At 70.7% G+C, this 19,527-nt stretch carries 19 protein-coding genes; 8 read left to right on the top strand and 11 right to left on the bottom strand.

From position 1 onward, the window contains the following. The first annotated feature begins 54 nt into the window (after nt 1–54). Entirely contained in the window at nt 55–3,639 is a 3,585-nt protein-coding gene (locus tag K4L06_RS00700) for an ATP-binding protein (protein ID WP_255594888.1), read from the top strand. A 75-nt stretch (nt 3,640–3,714) separates the two neighbouring features. On the opposite strand, the gene hemE is transcribed toward K4L06_RS00700, so the two are convergent. The 3 genes from hemE to K4L06_RS00685 form a co-directional block, all read right to left on the bottom strand. Beyond that, on the bottom strand, nt 3,715–4,806 hold the full coding sequence (hemE, locus tag K4L06_RS00695) for a uroporphyrinogen decarboxylase (protein WP_221669560.1): 1,092 nt from the start codon (nt 4,804–4,806) through the stop codon (nt 3,715–3,717). A gap of 129 nt (nt 4,807–4,935) precedes the next feature. Then, nucleotides 4,936–5,190 (bottom strand): WGR domain-containing protein, encoded by a 255-nt coding sequence (locus tag K4L06_RS00690; protein ID WP_221669559.1) that lies wholly within the window; start codon nt 5,188–5,190, stop codon nt 4,936–4,938. Between the two features lie 158 nt (nt 5,191–5,348). Further along, a complete protein-coding gene (locus K4L06_RS00685) occupies nt 5,349–6,374 on the bottom strand; it encodes a helix-turn-helix domain-containing protein (protein ID WP_221669558.1) in 1,026 nt (341 codons plus the stop codon). 100 nt (nt 6,375–6,474) lie between these two features. Here K4L06_RS00685 and K4L06_RS00680 point away from each other — a divergent pair, with 100 nt between their 5' ends. Next, nucleotides 6,475–7,113 carry a cysteine hydrolase family protein gene (locus K4L06_RS00680; protein WP_221669557.1) on the top strand — a complete coding sequence of 213 codons (639 nt, stop codon included), beginning with the start codon at nt 6,475–6,477 and terminating at the stop codon, nt 7,111–7,113. A 111-nt stretch (nt 7,114–7,224) separates the two neighbouring features. Here the strand turns inward: K4L06_RS00680 and K4L06_RS00675 are convergent, their stop codons facing one another. Beyond that, nucleotides 7,225–7,809, bottom strand: coding sequence for a hypothetical protein (locus K4L06_RS00675; RefSeq protein WP_221669556.1), 585 nt, complete (start codon nt 7,807–7,809; stop codon nt 7,225–7,227). 172 nt (nt 7,810–7,981) lie between these two features. On the opposite strand from K4L06_RS00675, the gene K4L06_RS00670 reads away from it, so the two are divergent. Next, a complete protein-coding gene (locus K4L06_RS00670) occupies nt 7,982–8,659 on the top strand; it encodes a hypothetical protein (RefSeq protein ID WP_221669555.1) in 678 nt (225 codons plus the stop codon). Between the two features lie 102 nt (nt 8,660–8,761). Here K4L06_RS00670 and aroB read toward each other — a convergent pair whose 3' ends face one another. Together aroB and K4L06_RS00660 are read right to left on the bottom strand one after the other, a co-directional pair. After that, on the bottom strand, nt 8,762–9,865 hold the full coding sequence (aroB, locus tag K4L06_RS00665) for a 3-dehydroquinate synthase (RefSeq protein ID WP_221669554.1): 1,104 nt from the start codon (nt 9,863–9,865) through the stop codon (nt 8,762–8,764). Continuing rightward, nucleotides 9,862–10,434 (bottom strand): shikimate kinase, encoded by a 573-nt coding sequence (locus K4L06_RS00660; protein ID WP_221669553.1) that lies wholly within the window; start codon nt 10,432–10,434, stop codon nt 9,862–9,864. The genes aroB and K4L06_RS00660 overlap by 4 nt, the downstream gene beginning before the upstream one ends. Nucleotides 10,435–10,545: 111 nt before the next feature. Between K4L06_RS00660 and K4L06_RS00655 the strand changes: the two genes are divergently transcribed. Then, nucleotides 10,546–10,749 carry a dodecin family protein gene (locus K4L06_RS00655; RefSeq protein ID WP_221669552.1) on the top strand — a complete coding sequence of 68 codons (204 nt, stop codon included), beginning with the start codon at nt 10,546–10,548 and terminating at the stop codon, nt 10,747–10,749. On the opposite strand, the gene K4L06_RS00650 is transcribed toward K4L06_RS00655, so the two are convergent. Further along, nucleotides 10,718–11,656, bottom strand: a complete 939-nt coding sequence (locus tag K4L06_RS00650; protein WP_255594886.1) for a kinase — start codon at nt 11,654–11,656, stop codon at nt 10,718–10,720. The genes K4L06_RS00655 and K4L06_RS00650 overlap by 32 nt on opposite strands. Before the next feature lie 17 nt (nt 11,657–11,673). Here K4L06_RS00650 and pdxH point away from each other — a divergent pair, with 17 nt between their 5' ends. Together pdxH and aac(6') are read left to right on the top strand one after the other, a co-directional pair. Further along, nucleotides 11,674–12,279, top strand: coding sequence for a pyridoxamine 5'-phosphate oxidase (gene pdxH, locus K4L06_RS00645; RefSeq protein WP_221669551.1), 606 nt, complete (start codon nt 11,674–11,676; stop codon nt 12,277–12,279). Further along, nucleotides 12,276–12,737 carry an aminoglycoside 6'-N-acetyltransferase gene (gene aac(6'), locus K4L06_RS00640; protein ID WP_221669550.1) on the top strand — a complete coding sequence of 154 codons (462 nt, stop codon included), beginning with the start codon at nt 12,276–12,278 and terminating at the stop codon, nt 12,735–12,737. Before pdxH ends, aac(6') begins: the two co-directional genes overlap by 4 nt. A 724-nt stretch (nt 12,738–13,461) precedes the next feature. Here the strand turns inward: aac(6') and K4L06_RS00635 are convergent. The 4 genes from K4L06_RS00635 to K4L06_RS00620 form a co-directional block, all read right to left on the bottom strand. Further along, on the bottom strand, nt 13,462–14,256 hold the full coding sequence (locus K4L06_RS00635) for a cobalamin-binding protein (protein ID WP_221669549.1): 795 nt from the start codon (nt 14,254–14,256) through the stop codon (nt 13,462–13,464). 248 nt (nt 14,257–14,504) lie between these two features. Continuing rightward, the gene (locus K4L06_RS00630) at nt 14,505–14,993 is read right to left on the bottom strand and encodes a DUF4426 domain-containing protein (RefSeq protein WP_221669548.1); all 489 of its coding nucleotides are present in this window, start codon (nt 14,991–14,993) and stop codon (nt 14,505–14,507) included. Then, nucleotides 14,990–15,823, bottom strand: a complete 834-nt coding sequence (gene proC / locus K4L06_RS00625) for a pyrroline-5-carboxylate reductase (RefSeq protein ID WP_221669547.1) — start codon at nt 15,821–15,823, stop codon at nt 14,990–14,992. Before proC ends, K4L06_RS00630 begins: the two co-directional genes overlap by 4 nt. A 143-nt stretch (nt 15,824–15,966) precedes the next feature. Beyond that, a complete protein-coding gene (locus K4L06_RS00620; RefSeq protein ID WP_255595443.1) occupies nt 15,967–16,644 on the bottom strand; it encodes a YggS family pyridoxal phosphate-dependent enzyme in 678 nt (225 codons plus the stop codon). 172 nt (nt 16,645–16,816) lie between these two features. On the opposite strand from K4L06_RS00620, the gene K4L06_RS00615 reads away from it, so the two are divergent. Together K4L06_RS00615 and K4L06_RS00610 are read left to right on the top strand one after the other, a co-directional pair. Further along, the gene (locus K4L06_RS00615) at nt 16,817–17,854 is read left to right on the top strand and encodes a type IV pilus twitching motility protein PilT (protein ID WP_221669545.1); all 1,038 of its coding nucleotides are present in this window, start codon (nt 16,817–16,819) and stop codon (nt 17,852–17,854) included. Nucleotides 17,855–17,975: 121 nt separating this feature from the next. Next, on the top strand, nt 17,976–19,145 hold the full coding sequence (locus K4L06_RS00610) for a PilT/PilU family type 4a pilus ATPase (RefSeq protein ID WP_221669544.1): 1,170 nt from the start codon (nt 17,976–17,978) through the stop codon (nt 19,143–19,145). Nucleotides 19,146–19,527 lie beyond the last annotated feature (382 nt).

Genomic DNA, 19,527 nt, shown 5'->3' with positions numbered 1-19,527 from the left:
GCACACATTGCGACGATTCCCCGTCGCCGCGCGTTTCGCGGCGCGGGAGCGGCAATGCGGCGCACAATTCGACGGCTGTTCGCGCTGAGCGCCGCAGCGATGTGCCTGGCCGCCGCGACCGCCGCCATGGCCGGCCTGCCCGAGACGCCGCGGCCGCGCCAGCTCACCGTCGCCGACGGGCTGCCCTCCAACACCGTCAACCGGGTGGTCGAAGACCGCCACGGCTATCTGTGGATCGCCACCAGCGAGGGCCTGGCGCGCTACGACGGCCTGGGCTACCGGGTCTGGCGGCGCGAGCAGGGCCTGCGCGACAACTATCTGTGGACGGTCCACGTCGACGCCCGCAACCGGATCTGGATGGGCACCGGCCAGTCCGGCCTGGCGATGCTCGACGCCGACCGCAAGACTTTCCGCTACTACAACCGCGCCAACACCCCGCAGATGGGCGACGACAACGTCTGGTCGATCGCCTCCACGCCCGACGGCGCGCTGTGGTTCGGCACCGCCCACGGCGGCCTGCACCGGCTCGACCCGGACGGCCGGGTCAGCCGATTCCTGCCGCGCGAGGGCGATCCGCGCAGCCTGCCCAGTGAGGGTGTGGCCAATCTGTCGGTGTCGCCGGACGGCACCTTGTGGATCAGTACCCTGGCCGGCGCTGCGCGCTGGACCGGGCACGATTTCGAACGCGTGCCGGACAAGGCGCTGAGTTCGACCATCGTCAATGCGGTCACCTTCGAGGCCGACGGCACCGGCTGGTTCGGCAACCCGCACGGGGTCGGCGTGCGCCGTCCGGACGGCCGCTACGAGGCCCATCCCTGGGCGGCGATCGCGCCCGAGCTGAAGGTCGTCGATGTGCTGCGCCGCGACCGCTCCGGCCAGTACTGGTTCGACCTGCCGCAGGGCCTGGGCATCGGCAGCGGCGACGGGATCGAGGTCGTGCCCTTGTTCAGCAGCACCAGCCAGGGCCTGGTGCGGCCGAGCTGGTCGCACGCCTACGAAGACCGCGAAGGCGGGCTGTGGTTCGCCAGCACCGGTTACGGCCTGTGGTACCTGCCGCCGAACTGGCGCCAGTTTTCGGTGCTGATGCGCCGGCTTGGCGACGACAGCAGCCTGTCCAACGCCGGCGTGCTCGGCATCGCTCCGGCGCGCGACGGCGACATGTGGCTGGTCGGCACCGGCGGCGTGCTCGACCGGCTGGACCCGGAGACCGGCCGGGTCGCCCATGTCGCCCGCGACTTCAGCGACGGCATCGGCCTGGACCGGGTGCTGGAAGACAGCCGCGGCGTGGTCTGGGTCAGCAACTACGGCGGCCTGACCCGGATCGATCCGGCCAGCGGCGCGCGCCGGCACTGGAACATGGACGACGGCCGCGACGCGGCCTTCTCCGGCACCGCCGAACTGGTCGAAAGCGACGGCGCGGTCTGGGTGCTCGGCAGCGACGGCGATCTGCAACGGCGCGATCCGCAAGGCCGGGTGATCGATGCGTTCGCGTTCGGCGAGCGCGGCCTGCCCAAGCACATGTCGCTGGAATACGCGCACAAGGGCCCGGACGGCTCGCTGTGGCTGGCCGGCGCCCAGGGCCTGTGGCGCTGGCTGCCCGGTGCGCAGCGTTTCGCCCGGGTCGACGGATCGCCGGCGCAGCCGGTGAACTCGTTCGCGGCCGGCAGCGACGGCCGTGTCTGGCTGGGCGGGTTCGGCAGCCTGGCCGCGTATCGCTGGGACGGCCTGCGCCTGCAGCCCGAGTTCGAACTCGGCGCGCGCGCCGGATTGCCGATGAGCGAGGCCCAGGGCCTGACCGTGGACAGCGCCGGCCGGGTCTGGATGACCACCACCCGCGGCCTGGTGCGGGTCGATCCGAACACCCGCTCGGCGCGCGTCTACGGGGTCAAGGACGGTCTGCCGAGCCAGGAATTCTCCGGCCGCCCGGTGCCGCGTCCGGCCGACGGCCGGATCCTGGTCGGCAGCCCGGAAGGCCTGGTGCTGTTCGACCCGGCGGTGGTGCGGCCGGTCGAGCAGGCGCCGCCGCTGATCGTGGAAACCATCGAAGTGCGGCGCGGCAACGAACGCCTGGCCTTCGCCACCGACGCCGCCGGCCAGGTCGCCGCCGGCGGCACGGCGCGGCCGATGCCGGGCATCCGCCTGGCCGACGGCGATCGCGACTTGCGCATCGTCGCCCGCCTGCTGTCGTTCAACAACGCGCAGAGCAACCGTTACCGTTTCCGCCTGGACGGCTACGACCCGGGTTGGGTCGATGGCGGCAGCAGCGGCGAGCGGATCTTTTCGCAACTGCCGCCGGGCGATTACCGGCTGCAGGTCAAGGCCAAGACCGCCGACAACGTCTGGTCGCCGATGCAGACGGTGGAGCTGCACGTCGATGCGCCGTGGTGGTGGAGCGGCTGGGCCTTGCTCGGTTTCGTCGCCCTGGCGCTGTTGCTGCTGGGCTGGGTGCTGGCCGCGCACCGGCGCCGGCTGCAGCGCCGGCTGGCCTGGCAGCGCGCCGAGCACGAGCGCGAGGTGGCCAAGCAGGCCTCGCTGGCCAAGACCCGGTTCCTGGCCACCCTCGGCCACGAGGTGCGCACGCCGATGACCGGCGTGTTGGGGATGAGCGAACTGCTGCTGGACACGCCGCTGGATCAACGGCAGCGCGAGTACACCCAGTCGATACGGCGCGCCGGCGAGCACCTGCTGCGCCTGGTCAACGACGCGTTGGATCTGGCGCGGATCGAATCGGGCAAGCTGGAACTGGCCGACGAGCCCTTCGACCTGCGCGCCCTGGTCGCCGAGGCCAGCGACCTGATGGCGCCGCTGGCGCGGCAGCGCGGGCTGGAATTCCAGGTCGAGATCGATCCGTCGGCGCCGGCCGGGCTGCGCGGCGATTCCAGCCGGGTGTGCCAGATCCTGCTCAATCTGCTCGGCAACGCGATCAAGTTCACCGAGGTCGGCCGGGTCGGATTGCGGGTCGAGCCGCTGCGGCCGCAAGGCGTGCGCTTCGAGGTCGTCGACACCGGCCCGGGCCTCAGCGAAGAACAGAAGGCGCGCCTGTTCCGCCGCTTCGAGCAGGCCGAGGGCGCGCGCACCAGCGCCCGCTACGGCGGCAGCGGCCTGGGCCTGGCGATCAGCCAGGAACTGGCGGCGGCGATGGACGGCCACATCCGGGTCGACAGCGAGCCGGGGCGCGGCGCGCGCTTCGTCTTCGACCTGCCCTTGGCCGAGGCCGAGACGCCGTCCGCGCGCGGCCGCGCGCCGGCGGCGCCCGAGGCGCCGATCGGACCGCGTTCGCTGTTGCTGGTCGAGGACGACGCCACCGTCGCCGAGGTCATCGCCGGTCTGCTGCGGGTGCAGGGGCACCGGGTGACTCACGTGCCCAACGGCCTGGCGGCGCTGGCCGAGGCGGCGATCGCGCGCTTCGACATGGCCTTGCTGGACCTGGACCTGCCCGGCATCAACGGCCTGGACCTGGCCCGGCAACTGCGCGCGCAGGGCTTCGTCCAGCCGCTGGTCGCGGTGACCGCGCGCGCCGACGCCGAGGCCGAACCGCAGGCGATCGCGGCCGGCTTCGATCGATTCCTGCGCAAGCCGGTGACCGGCGGCATGCTCGGCGACGCGATCGCGCAGTTGTGCGCGCCGCCGCGCGCCTGAGCGGGCGCGGCGGCGCGAACGCCGCCGATGCTTCGATGTGGGGCGTAGCGGCCGCGCGGCGCGCGACCGCCGGACTCAGCGCGCGCTGAGCTCGTGCACCGCCGCGACCAGCGCGGCGACGTGGTCCGGCGACATGTCCGGCGACAGGCCGTGGCCGAGATTGAACACGTGGCCTTCGCGCGAACCGCCGTTGCCGTCGCGGTAGGCGTCCAGGGCCAGGCCGACCTCGGCGCGGATCGCCTCCGGCGAGGCGTACAAGGTCACCGGGTCGAGATTGCCCTGCACCGCGACCCGGCCGCCGATCCGGCGCGCGGCCTCGTCCAGGCCGACGGTCCAGTCGACCCCGACCGCTTCGGCGCCGCTGCCGGCCAGGTCTTCCAGGTAGGGGTCGTTGCCCTTGCCGAACAGGATCAGCGGGGTGCGCTGGTCGCCGTCGCCGCGCTCCAGTTCGGCGGCGATGCGCTGCAGATAGCGCAGCGAGAACTCGCGGTACATGCGCGGCGACAGCACCCCGCCCCAGGTGTCGAACACCTGCAGCGCCTGCGCGCCGGCGGCGCGCTGGGCCTTCAGGTACTCGATCACCGCGTCGGTGACCACGCTCAGCAGCTTGTGCATCGCCGCCGGCTCGTTGAGCGCCAGCGCCTTGATCCGCGAGTAGTTGTCGCTGCCGCCGCCTTCGACCATGTAGCAGGCGATGGTCCAGGGGCTGCCGGAGAAACCGATCAGCGGCACCGAGCCGTTCAACTCGCGGCGGATGGTGCGCACCGCGTCCATCACGTAGCGCAGCTCGGTTTCCATGTCCGGAACCGCCAGGCGCTCGATGTCGGCGACGCTGCGTACCGGGCGCTCGAACTTCGGGCCTTCGCCGTCGGCGAAGTACAGGCCCAGGCCCATCGCGTCGGGCACGGTGAGGATGTCGGAGAACAGGATCGCCGCGTCCAGCGGGAACCGGCGCAGCGGCTGCAGGGTGACTTCGCAGGCCAGCTCCGGGTTCTTGGCCAGGTTGAGGAAGCTGCCGGCCTGGGCGCGGGTGGCGCGGTACTCGGGCAGGTAACGGCCGGCCTGGCGCATCAGCCACACCGGAGTGCGGTCGACGGGCTGGCGGCGCAGGGCGCGCAGGAAACGGTCGTTGACGAGGCTGGGCTGGGACGAGCTGGGCTGAGACATGAAGGCGTCGTGGCGAGGGCTAAGGAAAGAGGCGAAGTGTGCGGCGTCGGCGCGCGCTCGCGCTGCGGCGGTTTGTCGCGGCGGCGCGCGGCGTCCTGCGCGCGGGCCCGGACGCGGCCGCGGCGCGTTTCAGCGCGGCGCTTCGGCGCCCTGGGTGAACATCAGCTGGAAGCCGCGCTTGAGCTGCTGGTCGCGCGCTTGTTCCAGCGCGGCGAAGGCGGCGTCGCGGTCGAGGAATTGCTCGCGCCGGACCGTGCTGCGGCCGCCGATCTGGCCGGTCTCGCGGACCAGGGTCCAGCCGCCGAGCAGATCCGCTTCGAGCATCAGTTGCACGAAGCGCGGGGCTTCGCGGCCGTCCGGACGTTGTTGGAGGAGTAGGCGCACGGGGGGATTGTAGCGGCAGCGGGGGGCGGACCAGGAACGAGTGCGGAGAAACGAGGAACCAGTCCGGGAAGGACGGCCGGCGGGGAGAAGAGGGGAGAAGCGCGAGCGACCTGCGGTGGCGGTACGGGGACTCGTTTCCAGTTCCTGTGCACTCGTTCCTAGCCACGAAACCCCCGCCGATACGCCGACGGCGAGATCCCCAGCTGGGCGGCGAAGTGCTGGCGCAGCGAGACCGCGCTGCCGAAGCCGGTCTGCGCGGCGACCGCGTCCAGGCCCAGTTCGGTGGTTTCCAGCAGGCGCTGGGCGCGGGCCAGGCGTTGCCCCGCCAGCCATTGGCCGACGGTGGTGCCGGTGCTGTCGCGGAAGCGGCGGGTGAAGGTGCGCCGGCTCATCAGCGCGCGTTCGGCCAGCGCGTCCAGGCCCAGCGGCCGGTCCAGATGGCCCAGGGCCCAGTCCAGCACGCCGGCCAGGCGGTCGTCCTGTGGCGAGGCCGGCAGCGGGTGTTCGATGTACTGGGCCTGACCGCCCTGGCGGTGCGGCGCCAGCACCAGGCGGCGGGCGATGCGGTTGGCGGCCTCGGCGCCGTGAACCCGGCGCAGCAGGTGCAGGCAGCAGTCCAGCGCCGCCGCGGTGCCGGCCGAGGTGGTGATGCGGCCGTCGTCGACGTACAGCACGTCCGGCAGCAGGGCCACCTGCGGGAAGCGCGCGGCGAAATGCTCGCTCCAATGCCAGTGGGTGGTGGCGCGGCGGCCGTCGAGCAGGCCGGCGGCGGCGACCACATACGCGCCCAGGCACAGGCCGACGATGCGCGCGCCGCGCCGGTGGGCGCGGCGCAGCGCTTTCAGCAAGGGCTGCGGCGGGGTTTCGTCGGCATCGCGCCAGGACGGGACGATCACCGTGTCGGCCCAATCCAGCGCCTTCAGGCCGTGGCGGGTGCCGATGTCGAAACCGGCGCGGCTGCGCAGCGGGCCGGGCTCGGCCGCGCATACACGCAGCTGGAAGTCCGGCAGCTGGAAGTCCGACAGTTCGGAGTCCGACAGCCCCGGCTGGGGGCGCGGTTCGAACACCAGGCAGGGCACCGACAGGTGGAACGGGCTGACGTCTTCGAACGCGACCACGGCGATGCGGGCCAGCGGGTCGGACGCGGTGGCACCGGGCGGGGCGGAGGCAAGGGCGGCAGTCATGGCCCGATTCTATCGAATATTGGCAATCGGGCCACTCACGCCGGGTCCGGGCCGGGCCGAGAATGAGCGCCACTTCCCCCGCCACCTCTTGGAGCCGGACATGAACCACGAAACCCGCAAGCGCGCCCTGGTCGTCATCGATGTCCAGAACGACTACTTCGCCGACGGCTTGCCGATCGAGTACCCGCCGGTCGCGCGCACCCTGCCCAACATCGGCCGCGCCATGGACGCCGCCCGCGCCGCCGGGGTGCCGGTGGTGGTGGTGCAGAACACCGCGCCGGCCGGCACGCCGGTGTTCGACAAGGGCACGCCGGGCTGGGAGCTCAACGAAGCCGTCGCCGGCCGGCCGCGCGATCACTACATCGAGAAGGAACTGCCGAGCGTGTTCGCCGGCACCGACTTCCAGGCCTGGCTGCAGGCGCGCGGCATCGACACCCTCAGCGTGATCGGCTACATGACCCACAACTGCGACGCCTCGACCGTGTTCGAGGCCGCGCACCTGGGCTACCACGTCGAGTTCCTGCACGACGCCAGCGGTTCGCTGTCGTACGAGAACAGCGCCGGCCATGCCAGCGCCGAGGAGATCCACCGGGTGTTCAGCGTGGTGTTCCAGAGCCGCTTCGCCGCGGTGACCGGCACCGACGAGTGGATCGACGCGGTCCGGCAAGGCCGCAGCCTGCCGATCGACAACCCGCACGCGTCCAACCAGCGCGCCCGCGCCCGCCGGCAAGCGGCCTGAGCGCAGCGACCGCCCTGCGCGCTTGGACCGTGCGCAGGCGCTGCGAGCCGGAACAGCGCGTCCGGCCCGACCAGCGCAGCCCCGCTCCGGCGGGGCTGCCTCGCGTCCGGCTCAGAACGACGGCGGATTCTTCAGTTTCACGTCCTGCACCCAGGTGCCGAAGCCGTTGCTCAGATGCACGACCTCGCCGAGCAACTGGCCGCCGATCGCTTCGGCGTTCACGAATACGCAGCCGTTGTTGTACTCGGCGATCGAGTACTCCGAACGGCCCTGGACCACGGTGCGGGTGGCGTTCACGTACTGCAGGCCGGTGAGGACGATGTTCCACTGCCGGCCGTCGGCGCTCAGGGTCGCCGCCGCCGAGCCGCCGGCGACGCCGCCGTTGACGTAGGTCAGCACCGCGCGGCTGATCGCATCGGTCAGCGCCGACCAGGTGACGTTGAAGATCACCGTGCTGGTGTGGGCGTTGGGGTAATTGCCGAAGCGCTCGTACGCGGCCTGCGCGGCCACCTCGGGGATGTCGGTCGGGTCGTAGTGCTTGTCGAGGAATTCGAATTGGTTGGGCATGGGCGGCTCCTGGGACTTGGCGGCGGGCGGCGTGGTGGCGGTGGGGTCGGCGCCTGGGCGCGGCGCCGAAGGCGACGGACGCGACAGGCCGAGCAGCAACAGCAGCAGTTCGAGCGTGTTGAGGGCCATGCGGGCCGGTTCTCTGCGCGAGTACAAGGCAGAGAACGCCGCGGCGGACCGCACGTGAAGCCGGCCGCGGCCGTTTCACGGCGGTGCCTGCGTAACGTTGTTGTCGGCGACGGGCGATGTCCTTCAAGGGGAAGGGCGCGCCGCCATCGCCACACCGACCAGGAGCCGGTCCATGCCGCAACTCACCGATGCCCAACTGCAGGGGCTCGCCAGCGCCAATCTCGGCGCCGGCACCGAACTCAACCCGGCCTGGCCCGATCCCTATCCCGATGCGCCGTGCTGGGGCTTCGCCCTGTTCGGCGGCCCGGGCGGCCATGCCGCCAACACGCCGCCGTCGATCTACGACCAAGCCTGGGTCTACGACGCCGAAGAAGAGGAGTTCGTCTACAACCCAGGCTTCGTCGCCTGGGTGCGCGACACCTTCGCCAACCCGGCCGCCACCGCCCAGGCGCAGGTGGTCGCGGACAACGCCGTCACCGCCGCGAACGACGCCGCGCCCGGCAGCGCCATGGCCAAGCGAGCGATCACCGGCGCGCTCGCGCGCCTATGCATGACCCTCGCCGGGCTGACCCTGTCGAACAACAACGGCACCACCCCGACGCGTTACTCCATCGTCATGGCTTCGGACGGCTATCGCACCTGGGAGCATTGGGCGCTGGGACTGGCCAACAACGTCGGCGCGCCGGGCAATGCCGCGGTGCAGTACGTGCAGCGCGACGCCGGGGTCAATCCGGTCAATACCCGCTCGGCGCAGGTCTGGGGCCACCACCCGATCCTGACCACGGTCTACATCACCGGCCTGCTGGACGGCCACATCGAATATCTGCGCCACGCCGCCGGCTGGCCCTGAGCCGTGGCGCTGCGACGCGGCGGGTGCGGCGCGCAGCGGCCGCGCCCGCCGCGTCCGGGGCGCCCGAACGGCGCCTGCCGAAGCCGGGCGCCGGGCGATCGATCAGGCGACTAGCGTCGCCAGTACCGCATCGTCGGCGATGCCGGACACGATCCGCGCCGCGCCGGCCTTGTCCCACAGGATGAAGCGCAGGCCCGCCGCGTCGGCCTTCTTGTCCAGGCGCATGCGCGTCAGCAGCGCTTGCGGATCCAGGCCGGGCGGAATCGCGGTCGGCAGGCCGAAACGTTCGAGCAGGCGCTGCAGGCGCTCGGCGTCGGCGGCCGGGGCGCGGCCCAGCGCGCTCGACAGGCGCGCCGCCAGCACCATCCCGACCGCGACCGCCTCGCCGTGGTTGAGGCCGTCGCCGGTGGTGCCGGCGTAGCCCTGCTCGGTTTCGATCGCATGGCCGAAGGTGTGGCCGAAATTGAGCATGGCGCGGTCGCCGCGCTCGAACGGATCGCGCGCGACCACTTCGGCCTTGTAGCGGCAACTGCGCGCGATCGCCTCGGCCAGGGCCTCGTCGTTGCGGGCGAGCAGGGCGTCGGCGTGCGCTTCCAGCCAATCGAGGAAGGTCGCGTCGAAGATCGCCCCGTACTTGACCACTTCGGCCAGGCCGGCGCGCAGCTCGCGGTCGGGCAGGCTGCGCAGGGCGGCGGTATCGGCGATCACCGCGCGCGGCGGATGGAAGGCGCCGACCAGGTTCTTGCCGCTGGGCAGGTCGACCGCGGTCTTGCCGCCGACTGAGGAATCGACCATCGCCAGCAGCGTGGTCGGCACCTGCACGCAGTCGATGCCGCGCATCCAGCAGGCCGAGGCGAAGCCGGCCAGGTCGCCGACCACGCCGCCGCCGAGCGCGATCACGCAGGCGTCGCGGGTCGCGCCCAGCGCGGCCAGGGCGTCCAGGCACTGGCTGAAGCGGGCCAGGGTCTTCTCGTGTTCGCCGGGTGGGATCACGAACCGGCCCAGCGCCAGTTCCGGCCGCGCCGCGCGCAGGCTGCCCTCGACCCGCTCCAGGTACAGCGGGGCGACGTTGCCGTCGCTGACGATCAGGGCGTGGCGGCCGCGCAGCGGGCGGCTCAGGCGGGCGCCGTCGTCGAGCAGGCCGGGGCCGATCTCGATGGCATAGGCGGCTTCGCCGCCGACTTCGACCTTGCGTACGGCGTTCATGCGTCGGCTCCGGAATGGGGGGAAGCGGATGGCGCGCCGGTGGGGCGCTGCCAGTGGCGGCTCAGCGCCAGGACCAGCCCGGCGGTGGCCTCGGCCGAGCCCAGCGAACCGGTGTCGTAGCGCAGGTCGGCGATCTCGGCGTACAGCGGCGCGCGCCGCTGCGCCAACTCGCGCAGCACCTGCTCGCGGTCGCCGCGCGCCAGCAGCGGCCGGCTGCGGTCCTGGGCCAGGCGTTCGAGCTGTTGTTCGACCGTGACCAGCAACTGGACCACGAAGCCGCGTTCGCGCAACAGGCGACGGTTGGCTTCGGCCAGCACCGCGCCGCCGCCGGTGGCCAGCAGCAGGCCGTCGTGCTGCAGCAGGTCGGCCAGCACCGCGCTCTCGCGGGCGCGGAAGCCGGCTTCGCCTTCCAGCTCGAACAGGGTCGCGACGCTGGCGCCGGCGCGCTGCTCGATCTCGCGATCGGCGTCGACCAGGCGCAGGCCGAAGCGTTCGGCCAGGCGCCGGCCGATGCAGGTTTTGCCTGCGCCCATCGGGCCGATCAGGATCAGATTGCTGGCAGGGTTCATGGCGCGATTGTAGGCCAGGTGGGGCGGCGCGCTTGCGCGCTCTTAACGGCGGCCGGCCTAGGCTCGGGGTCCGGCGTCGCGGCGCCGGCCCATTCCCAAGGAGATACGATCATGGCGGTCGCCAAAGTCATCGAACTCAACAGCTCTTCCAAGAACGGCATCGAGGATGCGGTCAAGACTGGCCTGGCGAAGTGTGCCGAGTCGGTGAAGAACATCCAGGGCGCCTGGATCAACGACATCAAGGTGGTGACCGACGGCGCCGGCAACGTCACCGAGTGGCGGGTCAATCTGAAGGTGACCTTCGTCGTCCAGTGACGGCGGATCCGGCGCGCGGCGCGGATTCGGCCAGCGGCCGTCGCGCCGCGTCCAACCGCACGCAGCGTTCGGCCAGGCCGGGCAGGTGCGCCAACGCCTGCCGGCTGACCCGTTCGAACAGCGCGACGAAGCGTTCGAGCTGGGCCCGGTCCATCGCCCGGCACTGCGGCCGGCGCCGCTGCATGGCTTGCTCCTGCTGCCAGCGCCACTGCGCGACCACTTCGAACCCCGGCGGCTGCAGGAACAGCAACCGATCCAGGCGCGCCCACAACGGCGGATAGTCGCCGGCGAGGGCGCGGTTGCAGTAGTCGCGCCAGACGCCGTGCGGGTCGTGTTCGCGTTCCAGCGCGTTGACCGGCGCGGCGAGCGCAGCGGCGTCCTGCGCCGGGGTCTTGAGGAACCAGCCTTCGAACAGCACCAGGTCGACCGCGTCGGCGCGCGCCCAGCGCGACGGCGGCAGGCGCGTGTCGCGCAACTTGTCGAAGCGCGGCCAGCGCGCCGGCGCACCCTCGCGCAGACGGTCCAGGACCGAGCAGGCAAGGGCCGCATCGTGGGTGCCCGGCGGGCCGCGGCTGGCCAGCAGCGGGTGCACCTCGCGCGCCAGGCGCAGGCGTTCGCGCCGGCCGAGGTAGAAATCGTCGATCGACAGCACCGCACAGCGCAGCCCGCGTTGCCGCGCGAGGCCGGCGATCTGCGCCGCAAGGGTCGATTTGCCGCTGCCTTGCAGGCCGCAGATCGCGTAGACGCGGGCCTCGGCGGCGAGCGCATCGTCGAGCGCGGCGGCGACGAAAGCCTGATCGAAGCCGGACGCTGCGGGGCCGGTTCGCTTCGCGCCGTCCGCGGCCGGCGCTGATGGACCGATTGACCCCGGACCGATTGACCCAGGCGGATGCAGGCGCGACGACATGGGCTCACAATAGCGCAATGAACCCGACCGACGCCCTGCTGACCGAAGCCCTCGCCACCTTCGATGCGCTGTTCGCCGAAGCGCATACCGCCGGCGAGCCCGATCCGACCGCGATGACCGTCGCCACCGCCACCCTCGATGCCCGCCCGTCGGCGCGCACGGTGTTGCTGAAGGCCCACGACGCGCGCGGCTTCGTGTTCTACACCCACCTCGACGGGCGCAAGGGCCGCGAACTGCAGGACAACCCGCACGCGGCCCTGCTGTTCCATTGGCCGCGCGTGCGTCACGGCGTGCAGGTGAGGATCGAGGGCGCGGTGGAGATCGTCGCCGACGCCGAAGCCGACGCCTACTTCGCCAGCCGCCCGCGCGGCAGCCAACTCGGCGCCTGGGCCTCGAAGCAGTCGGAAACCTTGCCCGACCGCGACACCTTCGAACAGCGCCTGGACCAGGTCGAGGCGCAGTTCGAAGGCCGCGAGGTGGCGCGGCCGCCGCGCTGGACCGGGCTGCGGGTGCGGCCGGAGAAGATCGAATTCTGGTACGGCGCCGATTTCCGCCTGCACGAACGCTGGTACTACGAGGCCGACCGCGCCGGCGGCTGGAGCAAGCGGATGCTGTATCCGTGAGCGCGGCGCGGCGGGTGCGCGCCGCGACCGCGGCCGACTTCGCCGCCTGGGCATTGCTGCGCCATGCCTTATGGCCGCAGGCCACGGCGCAGGAGCATGCCGCCGAACTGCCCGAGCTGTTGGCGCAACCGCAACGCCTGAGCGCGTTCCTGATCGAGGACGGCGACGGCCGCGTGCAGGGTTTCGCCGAGGCCAGCCTGCGCCACGACTACGTCAACGGCACCGAATCCTCGCCGGTCGGTTTCCTGGAAGGCTGGTACGTCGCCCCCGAGCGACGCGGCCAGGGCTACGGGCGCGCCCTGATCGACGCGGTCGAAGCCTGGACTCGCGCGCAAGGCTGCAGCGAACTGGCTTCCGATGCCGAACTCGACAATCGCGACAGCCACGCCGCCCACGCCGCCTGCGGCTTCGCCGAAACCGAGCGCGTGGTGTACTTCCGCAAGCGCCTGGCGGACTAGCGGCAATCGCCTCGTAACCCCGCAAGTGTTCCCCCCTTTGAAAAAGGGGGGCTAGGGGAATTTGCTCTTGCTCTAGCTGTCGCCCAAAGCCAAAGCAAATCCCCCGCGCTGCGAACATTGCTCGGCCGCCGACGTCACGCCGGGCGCTCGCCCCCTTTTTCAAAGGGGGTCGTGGATCGCGCTGAAGCTCCGTCACGGTCACGGTTTTCATCATCGCCGCAGTTCCCCCCTTTGAAAAAGGGGGCTAGGGGGGATTTGCTCTTGCTCTAGCTGTTGCCCAAAGCCAAAGCAAATCCCCCGCGCTGCGAACATTGCTCGGCCGCCGACGCCGCGCCGGGCGCTCGCCCCCTTTTTCAAAGGGGGCCATGGATCGCGCTGAAGCTCCGCCACGGCTACGGCCATGGTCACGGCACCATCGCCGCAGCTCCCCCCCCTTTGAAAAAGGGGGCAGGGGGGATTTGCTCTTGCTTTTGCTGTTGCCCAAAGCCAAAGCAAATCCCCCGCGCTGCGAACATTGCCCGGCGGCCGACACCACGCCGGGCGCTCGCCCCTTTTTTCAAAGGGGGCTATGTAAAGGGGGCTATGTTCAAAAAAAGGGCGCGATGGTTCGCGTCTGTCGAAATGGCGCTGGCGCCGCGACTTCGCCGCCGCCGCAGCGGCGTTGTTTTTTCGGCGCGCCCCGTTGTCCGGGCTTGCTTCGCTCCCGCAAGCGGTGCCGCCGCGTTCAACCGCGCCTTGCGGCCCAGCCGTGGATCAGCGCGGTCAGCGCGTCCAGTCCCGCGCTCAAGGCCGCCGGCCCCGGTTGCAGGATGATCGGCGACTTGATCTCGTGCAGTTCGCCGTCGCGCACCGCCGGCACTGCGTCCCAGCCTGGCCGCGCCGCGACTTGCTCGGGGCGGAATTTCTTGCCGCACCAACTGCCGAGAATCAGGTCGGGCGCGCGCCGCACCACTTCCAGCGGGTCGGCGAGGATGCGGTCGCGCGCCAGCGGCATCGCCGCGTGCTCGGGAAACACGTCGTCGCCGCCGGCGATGGCGACCAGTTCGGAGACCCAGCAGATGCCGGTGATCTGCGGCGTATCCCATTCCTCGAAATACACCTTCGGCCGACGCGGCAGCGCCCGGGCGCGCTCGCGCGCGGCGGCGATGGCCTGTTCGTAGCCCGCCGCCAGCGCCTGGGCGCGGTCGCCGGCGCCGACCAGGGCGCCCAGGCGGCGGATGTAATCGAGGATGCCCTCGACGCTGCGGTGATTGCTGATCCAGACCTCGACCCCGTGCTTGATCAGCTCGGCGGCGATCTCGGCCTGGATGTCGGAAAAGCCGATCACGAAATCCGGACGCAGCTTGAGGATCTCGCCGATCTTGGCGCTGGTGAAGGCGCTGACCTTGGGCTTGTGTTTGCGCGCCTCGGGCGGACGCACGGTGAAGCCGCTGATGCCGACGATGCGGTCCTGCTCGCCGAGCAGGTACAGGGTCTCGGTCGGTTCTTCGGTCAGGCAGACGATGCGTTGCGGGCCCATGGGCGGTCCGATGGCGAGGCGTGGCTCATTATCCGCCATTCGCCGCGGAGCGCCGCTCCGCCGCTTCGGTAGGAGCGGCGGCCCACGGGGATTTCCTCCGGTCATGTCGCGACAGCCGAAGCGGTGTGCGAGCGTTCTCCGCAAAAGGCCGGATACGGGCCGCGGACGGACTGCAGCCGGAGCGCTTTCGATCGTCGCTTCGGCTGTCGCGGCTCACGCCGCTCCTACAGGAGGCGGTGGGACGCCGCTCAGAAAAAATCGCGATGGAAGCGCAGCGTCTGCCGCTTGCCGTCGGCGCGGATCGCGACCACTTCGAAGCGCAGGGTCTCCGGCGGCGACACCGTCGCCACGCCGACGTAGTCCAGCAACTCGCCGTCGCGCATTTCGCGCATCGCCAGTGCCTGGTCGCGGCCGAGCAGGTCGCTGGCGACGACCGTCACCCGCGCCGGCAGGGCGACCGCGGTGGCGTCGTCGCCCTGGCGCAGCGAGACCACCACCAGCACCGTGCGTTCGTCGTGGGCGGCGCCGTAGCGCTGCGCGATCGCCGGCGACAGCAGCCGGGTCTGGATCGCGCTGGCGCGCAGGGCGATGTCGCCGTCGCGCGCCACCTCGTCGCTGCGCGCCGCGTTCGGATCGGGCGCGACGCGCGAAGACGGTTCCCGGCCGCAGCCGGCCAGTCCGGTCAGGACCAGCGTCGGGATCAGCGCCAGGGCCAACGCGCCGGCGCGACGCTTCATTCGTTCGCCGCCGACAACTGCCGGCCGCGCTCGGTCGCCGCGGCGATGGCCCGGTCGACCAGGGAGCGGAAACCTCCGGCTTCGAAGGTCTCGATCGCCGCCTGGGTGGTGCCGCCTGGCGAGGTCACCCGCGCGCGCAACACTTCGGCCGGCTCCTCGCTGCGGGTCAGCATGGTCGCCGCGCCGAGCAGGGTCTGGCCGACCAGGGCGCGCGCCGCCTCGGCGCTGAGGCCCTGCGCCTGGCCGGCCTGCTGCATCGCCTCGGCGAGCAGGAACACGTAGGCCGGGCCGCTGCCGGAGACCGCGGTGACCGCGTCCATCTGCGCCTCGTCGGCGATGCGCACGGTCGGCCCGACCGCCGCCAGCAGATCGGCGGCCTGGTCCAGGCGCGCGACCGCGGCGGCGTTGGCGTACAGGCCGGTGATGCCGGCGCCGAGCAGGGCCGGGGTGTTGGGCATGGCGCGCACCACCGCGGCGCCGCCACCGAGCCAGCGGTCGAGCTGGCCGGCGGTGATGCCGGCGGCGATCGATACCGCCAGCGGCGCCTGCGCGCCGGCCAGGCCGGCCAGGCCGGTGCAGACCTCGCGCATCACCTGCGGCTTGACCGCCAACAGCCAGACCGCGGCGCCGTCGGCGGCGGCTGCGGCGTTCTCGTGGACCTGGACGCCGAAGTCGCGCTGCAGCGCTTCGCGCAGCGCGGCCACCGGCTCGGCGACGCGGATCTGCGCGGCGGGAACGCCGCGGGCGACCAGGCCGCCGATCAGGCTGCGCGCCATGTTGCCGCCGCCGATGAAGGCGACCGGGCCGGGGAGGGGAGAAGACTGGGTCATGAGCGAACCATGCGGGAAACCGCCGGCAGGATAGCAACCGCCGCCGCCCGCCGGCAGCGCCGCCGGCGGACTGCGCGAGGGCGTCGCGGCGGGTTGCATTTACGCAACGAAACCGGCCGGCGCACCGCCGGCGCCGGCCTCGCTCAGGCCGGCCGCGAGCGCGCGCCGAACAGCGCGGTGCCGATCCGGACCAGGGTCGCGCCCTCGGCGATGGCGACCGCGAAGTCGTCGCTCATCCCCATCGACAAGGTGTCGACGCCGGCGTGAGCCTGGGTGAGCGAGTCGAACAGCACCTTGCTGCGGCGGAACGCCGGACGGCGCAGTTCCGGGTCCGGGTGCGGCGTCGGGATCACCATCAGCCCGCGCAGTCGCAAGCTCGGTTGCGCCGCGATCGCCTGCGCCAGCGCCGGCACGTCCTCGGGCCGGCAACCGTGCTTGCTGGCTTCGTCGTCGATATTGACCTGGATCAGTACGTTAAGCGGCGGCAATTCGACACTGCGATGGCGCGCCAACGCCGTCGCCAGCTTCGCCCGGTCCACCGTCTGCACCCAGTCGAAGCGAGCGGCGGCGTCGGCCGCCTTGTTCGACTGCAGGTGCCCGATCAGATGCCATTCCAGGCGCAGGTCGGGGGCCGCGGCGGCCAGCGCGTCCTGCTTGGCCAGGGCCTCCTGGACGTAGTTCTCGCCGAACGCGGCCTGTCCCTGCCGGGCCAGATTCGCGACCGCCGTCTCACCCTGGGTCTTACTGACCGCAAGCAATCGAGGTACCGGCCGTCCCGCGTCATGCGCCGCTCGCGCCAACTGTTGCAAGATGTCGTGCAGTACGTGCTCGTGCACGTGGGGTTCCTGTTCGAAAGGGCTGGATCGATGGCGCCGTTGGAGGGCTATACTGCCTCTCGGGGGTGGTCGGGTTCCAGCTTGAAGTTGCAATCGGGCCCCTGGGGCTGGCTTTTTACCGATCCGTTGACGGGTCGCTGCAGTGCGGGGAGCACTCATGGATATCGCCGAACTTCTGGCGTTTTCGGTCAAGAACAAAGCATCCGACTTGCATCTGTCGGCGGGCCTGCCGCCGATGATCCGGGTCGACGGCGACGTGCGCCGGATCAACATCCCGGCCCTGGACCACAAGCAGGTCCATGCGCTGGTCTACGACATCATGTCGGACAAGCAGCGCCGCGACTTCGAAGAATTCCTCGAGGTCGACTTCTCGTTCGAAATCCCCGGCCTGGCGCGCTTCCGCGTCAACGCCTTCAACCAGAACCGCGGCGCCGGCGCGGTGTTCCGTACCATTCCCTCGGAAGTGCTGAGCCTGGAAGACCTGGGCTGCCCGCCGATCTTCCGCCAGCTGATCGAGCAGCCGCAGGGCCTGATCCTGGTCACCGGGCCGACCGGCTCGGGCAAGTCGACCACGCTCGCGGCGATGATCGACCACATCAACAAGAACGAATACGCGCACATCCTCTCGGTCGAGGATCCGATCGAATTCGTCCATACCTCGCAGAAGTGCCTGATCAACCAGCGCGAGGTCCATCGCGACACCCACGGCTTCAACGAGGCCCTGCGCTCGGCGCTGCGCGAAGACCCCGACTACATCCTGGTCGGCGAGTTGCGCGACCTGGAGACCATCCGCCTGGCGTTGACCGCCGCGGAAACCGGCCACCTGGTGTTCGGCACCCTGCACACCTCCTCGGCGGCCAAGACCGTCGACCGCATCATCGACGTGTTCCCCTCCGGCGAAAAGCCGATGGTGCGCTCGATGCTGTCGGAGTCGCTGCGTGCGGTGATTTCGCAGGCGCTGCTGAAGAAGGTCGGCGGCGGCCGTACCGCGGCCTGGGAAATCATGGTCGGCATCCCGGCGATCCGCAACCTGATCCGCGAGGACAAGGTCGCGCAGATGTACTCGGCGATCCAGACCGGCCAGTCCTACGGCATGATGACCCTGGACCAGCACCTGCAGGACCTGGTCAAGCGCGGCATGATCCTGCGTCCGCAGGCGCGCGAGTACGCCAAGGACAAGCGGTTGTTCGATTGACCGCGCGCGTCGGCGGCGCCGTCGGCGCCGCCGGCCGATGCGATCGGCCAGGACGCAACAGGCCACGGCCGGCACCCACGAATTCTCTTTGCCGCTTTACACCTCCAAAGGAGGTCGTCAGATGAACAATCCCACTCCCAACGCCCCGGCCAGCCCTGCGACCGGCGCCATCGACTTCACCTCCTTCCTCAAGCTGATGGCGCACCAGCGCGCCTCGGACTTGTTCATCACCGCCGGCATGCCGCCGTCGATGAAGGTGCACGGCAAGATCAGCCCGATCACCCAGAACCCGCTGACCCCGCAGCAGAGCCGCGACCTCGTCCTCAACGTGATGAGCCCGCAGCAGCGCGAAGAGTTCGAAAAGACCCACGAGTGCAACTTCGCCATCGGCGTGACCGGCGTCGGCCGGTTCCGCGTCAGCTGCTTCTACCAGCGCAACCAGGTCGGCATGGTGCTGCGTCGGATCGAGACCAAGATCCCCAGCGTCGAAGAGCTGAACCTGCCGCCGATCATCAAGACGCTGGCGATGACCAAGCGCGGCATCATCATCTTCGTCGGCGCCACCGGCACCGGCAAGTCGACCTCGCTGGCGGCGATGATCGGCTACCGCAACCAGAACTCGACCGGCCACATCATCACCATCGAAGATCCGATCGAGTTCGTGCACCGCCACGAGGGCTGCATCATCACTCAGCGCGAAGTCGGCATCGACACCGACAGCTGGGACGCCGCGCTGAAGAACACCCTGCGCCAGGCGCCGGACGTGATCATGATCGGCGAGGTGCGTACCCGCGAGGGCATGGACCACGCCATCGCCTTCGCCGAAACCGGCCACCTGGTGCTGTGCACCCTGCACGCCAACAACGCCAACCAGGCGATGGACCGCATCATCAACTTCTTCCCCGAAGACCGCCGCGGCCAGCTGCTGATGGACTTGTCGCTGAACCTCAAGGGCGTGGTCGCGCAGCAGCTGATCCCGACCCCAGACGGCAAGGGCCGGCGGGTGGCGATGGAGATCCTGCTCGGCACCCCGCTGGCCCAGGACTACATCCGCGACGGCGAGATCCACAAGCTCAAGGAGCTGATGAAGGACTCGGTGCAGCTGGGCATGAAGACCTTCGACCAGAGCCTGTTCGAGCTGTACCAGGCCGGCGAGATCAGCTACGAAGACGCGCTGCGCTACGCCGACTCGCAGAACGAAGTGCGCCTGCGCATCAAGCTGGCCCAGGGCGGCGATGCGCGGACCTTGTCGCAGGGGCTGGACGGGGTCGAGGTGGCGGAGGTGCGTTGAGCCCCGCGCTTAGGATGCGAATACGAACAACCCGGCTTCGGCCGGGTTTTTGTTTACGTTGTTGCGTTTTGCGAGAGACTGCCTGAGTAATGTGACAAGCTTAAATTGCGATATAAATCATTAAAAAACGAGATGCATGTCAGGCATCATCGCAGCGGCCTCCGCACAGGGGGCGCGGACTCAGGCTGCGGTCGATAGCGACTGCAATGGTCAACAATGGATTTGGCTAGGACGCAATCGCGGCGCGATGTCGGCCGGCGGCCATGCCATGGAGCGGTGCTATGTGGGCTGGATTGGGACGTCGCGGAATCGGCGCTTTGCCGGCGCTGTTCGGGCTGTTTCTCTTGTACGTCAGCGGTTCGGCGTATGCGGGCTGCAGCCT

The sequence above is a fragment of the Lysobacter sp. BMK333-48F3 genome (genome assembly GCF_019733395.1).
Lineage (GTDB): Bacteria > Pseudomonadota > Gammaproteobacteria > Xanthomonadales > Xanthomonadaceae > Lysobacter.
The sequence above is the reverse complement of the archived record's forward strand: the minus strand, read 5'-3'. Positions and strand labels throughout refer to the sequence as shown.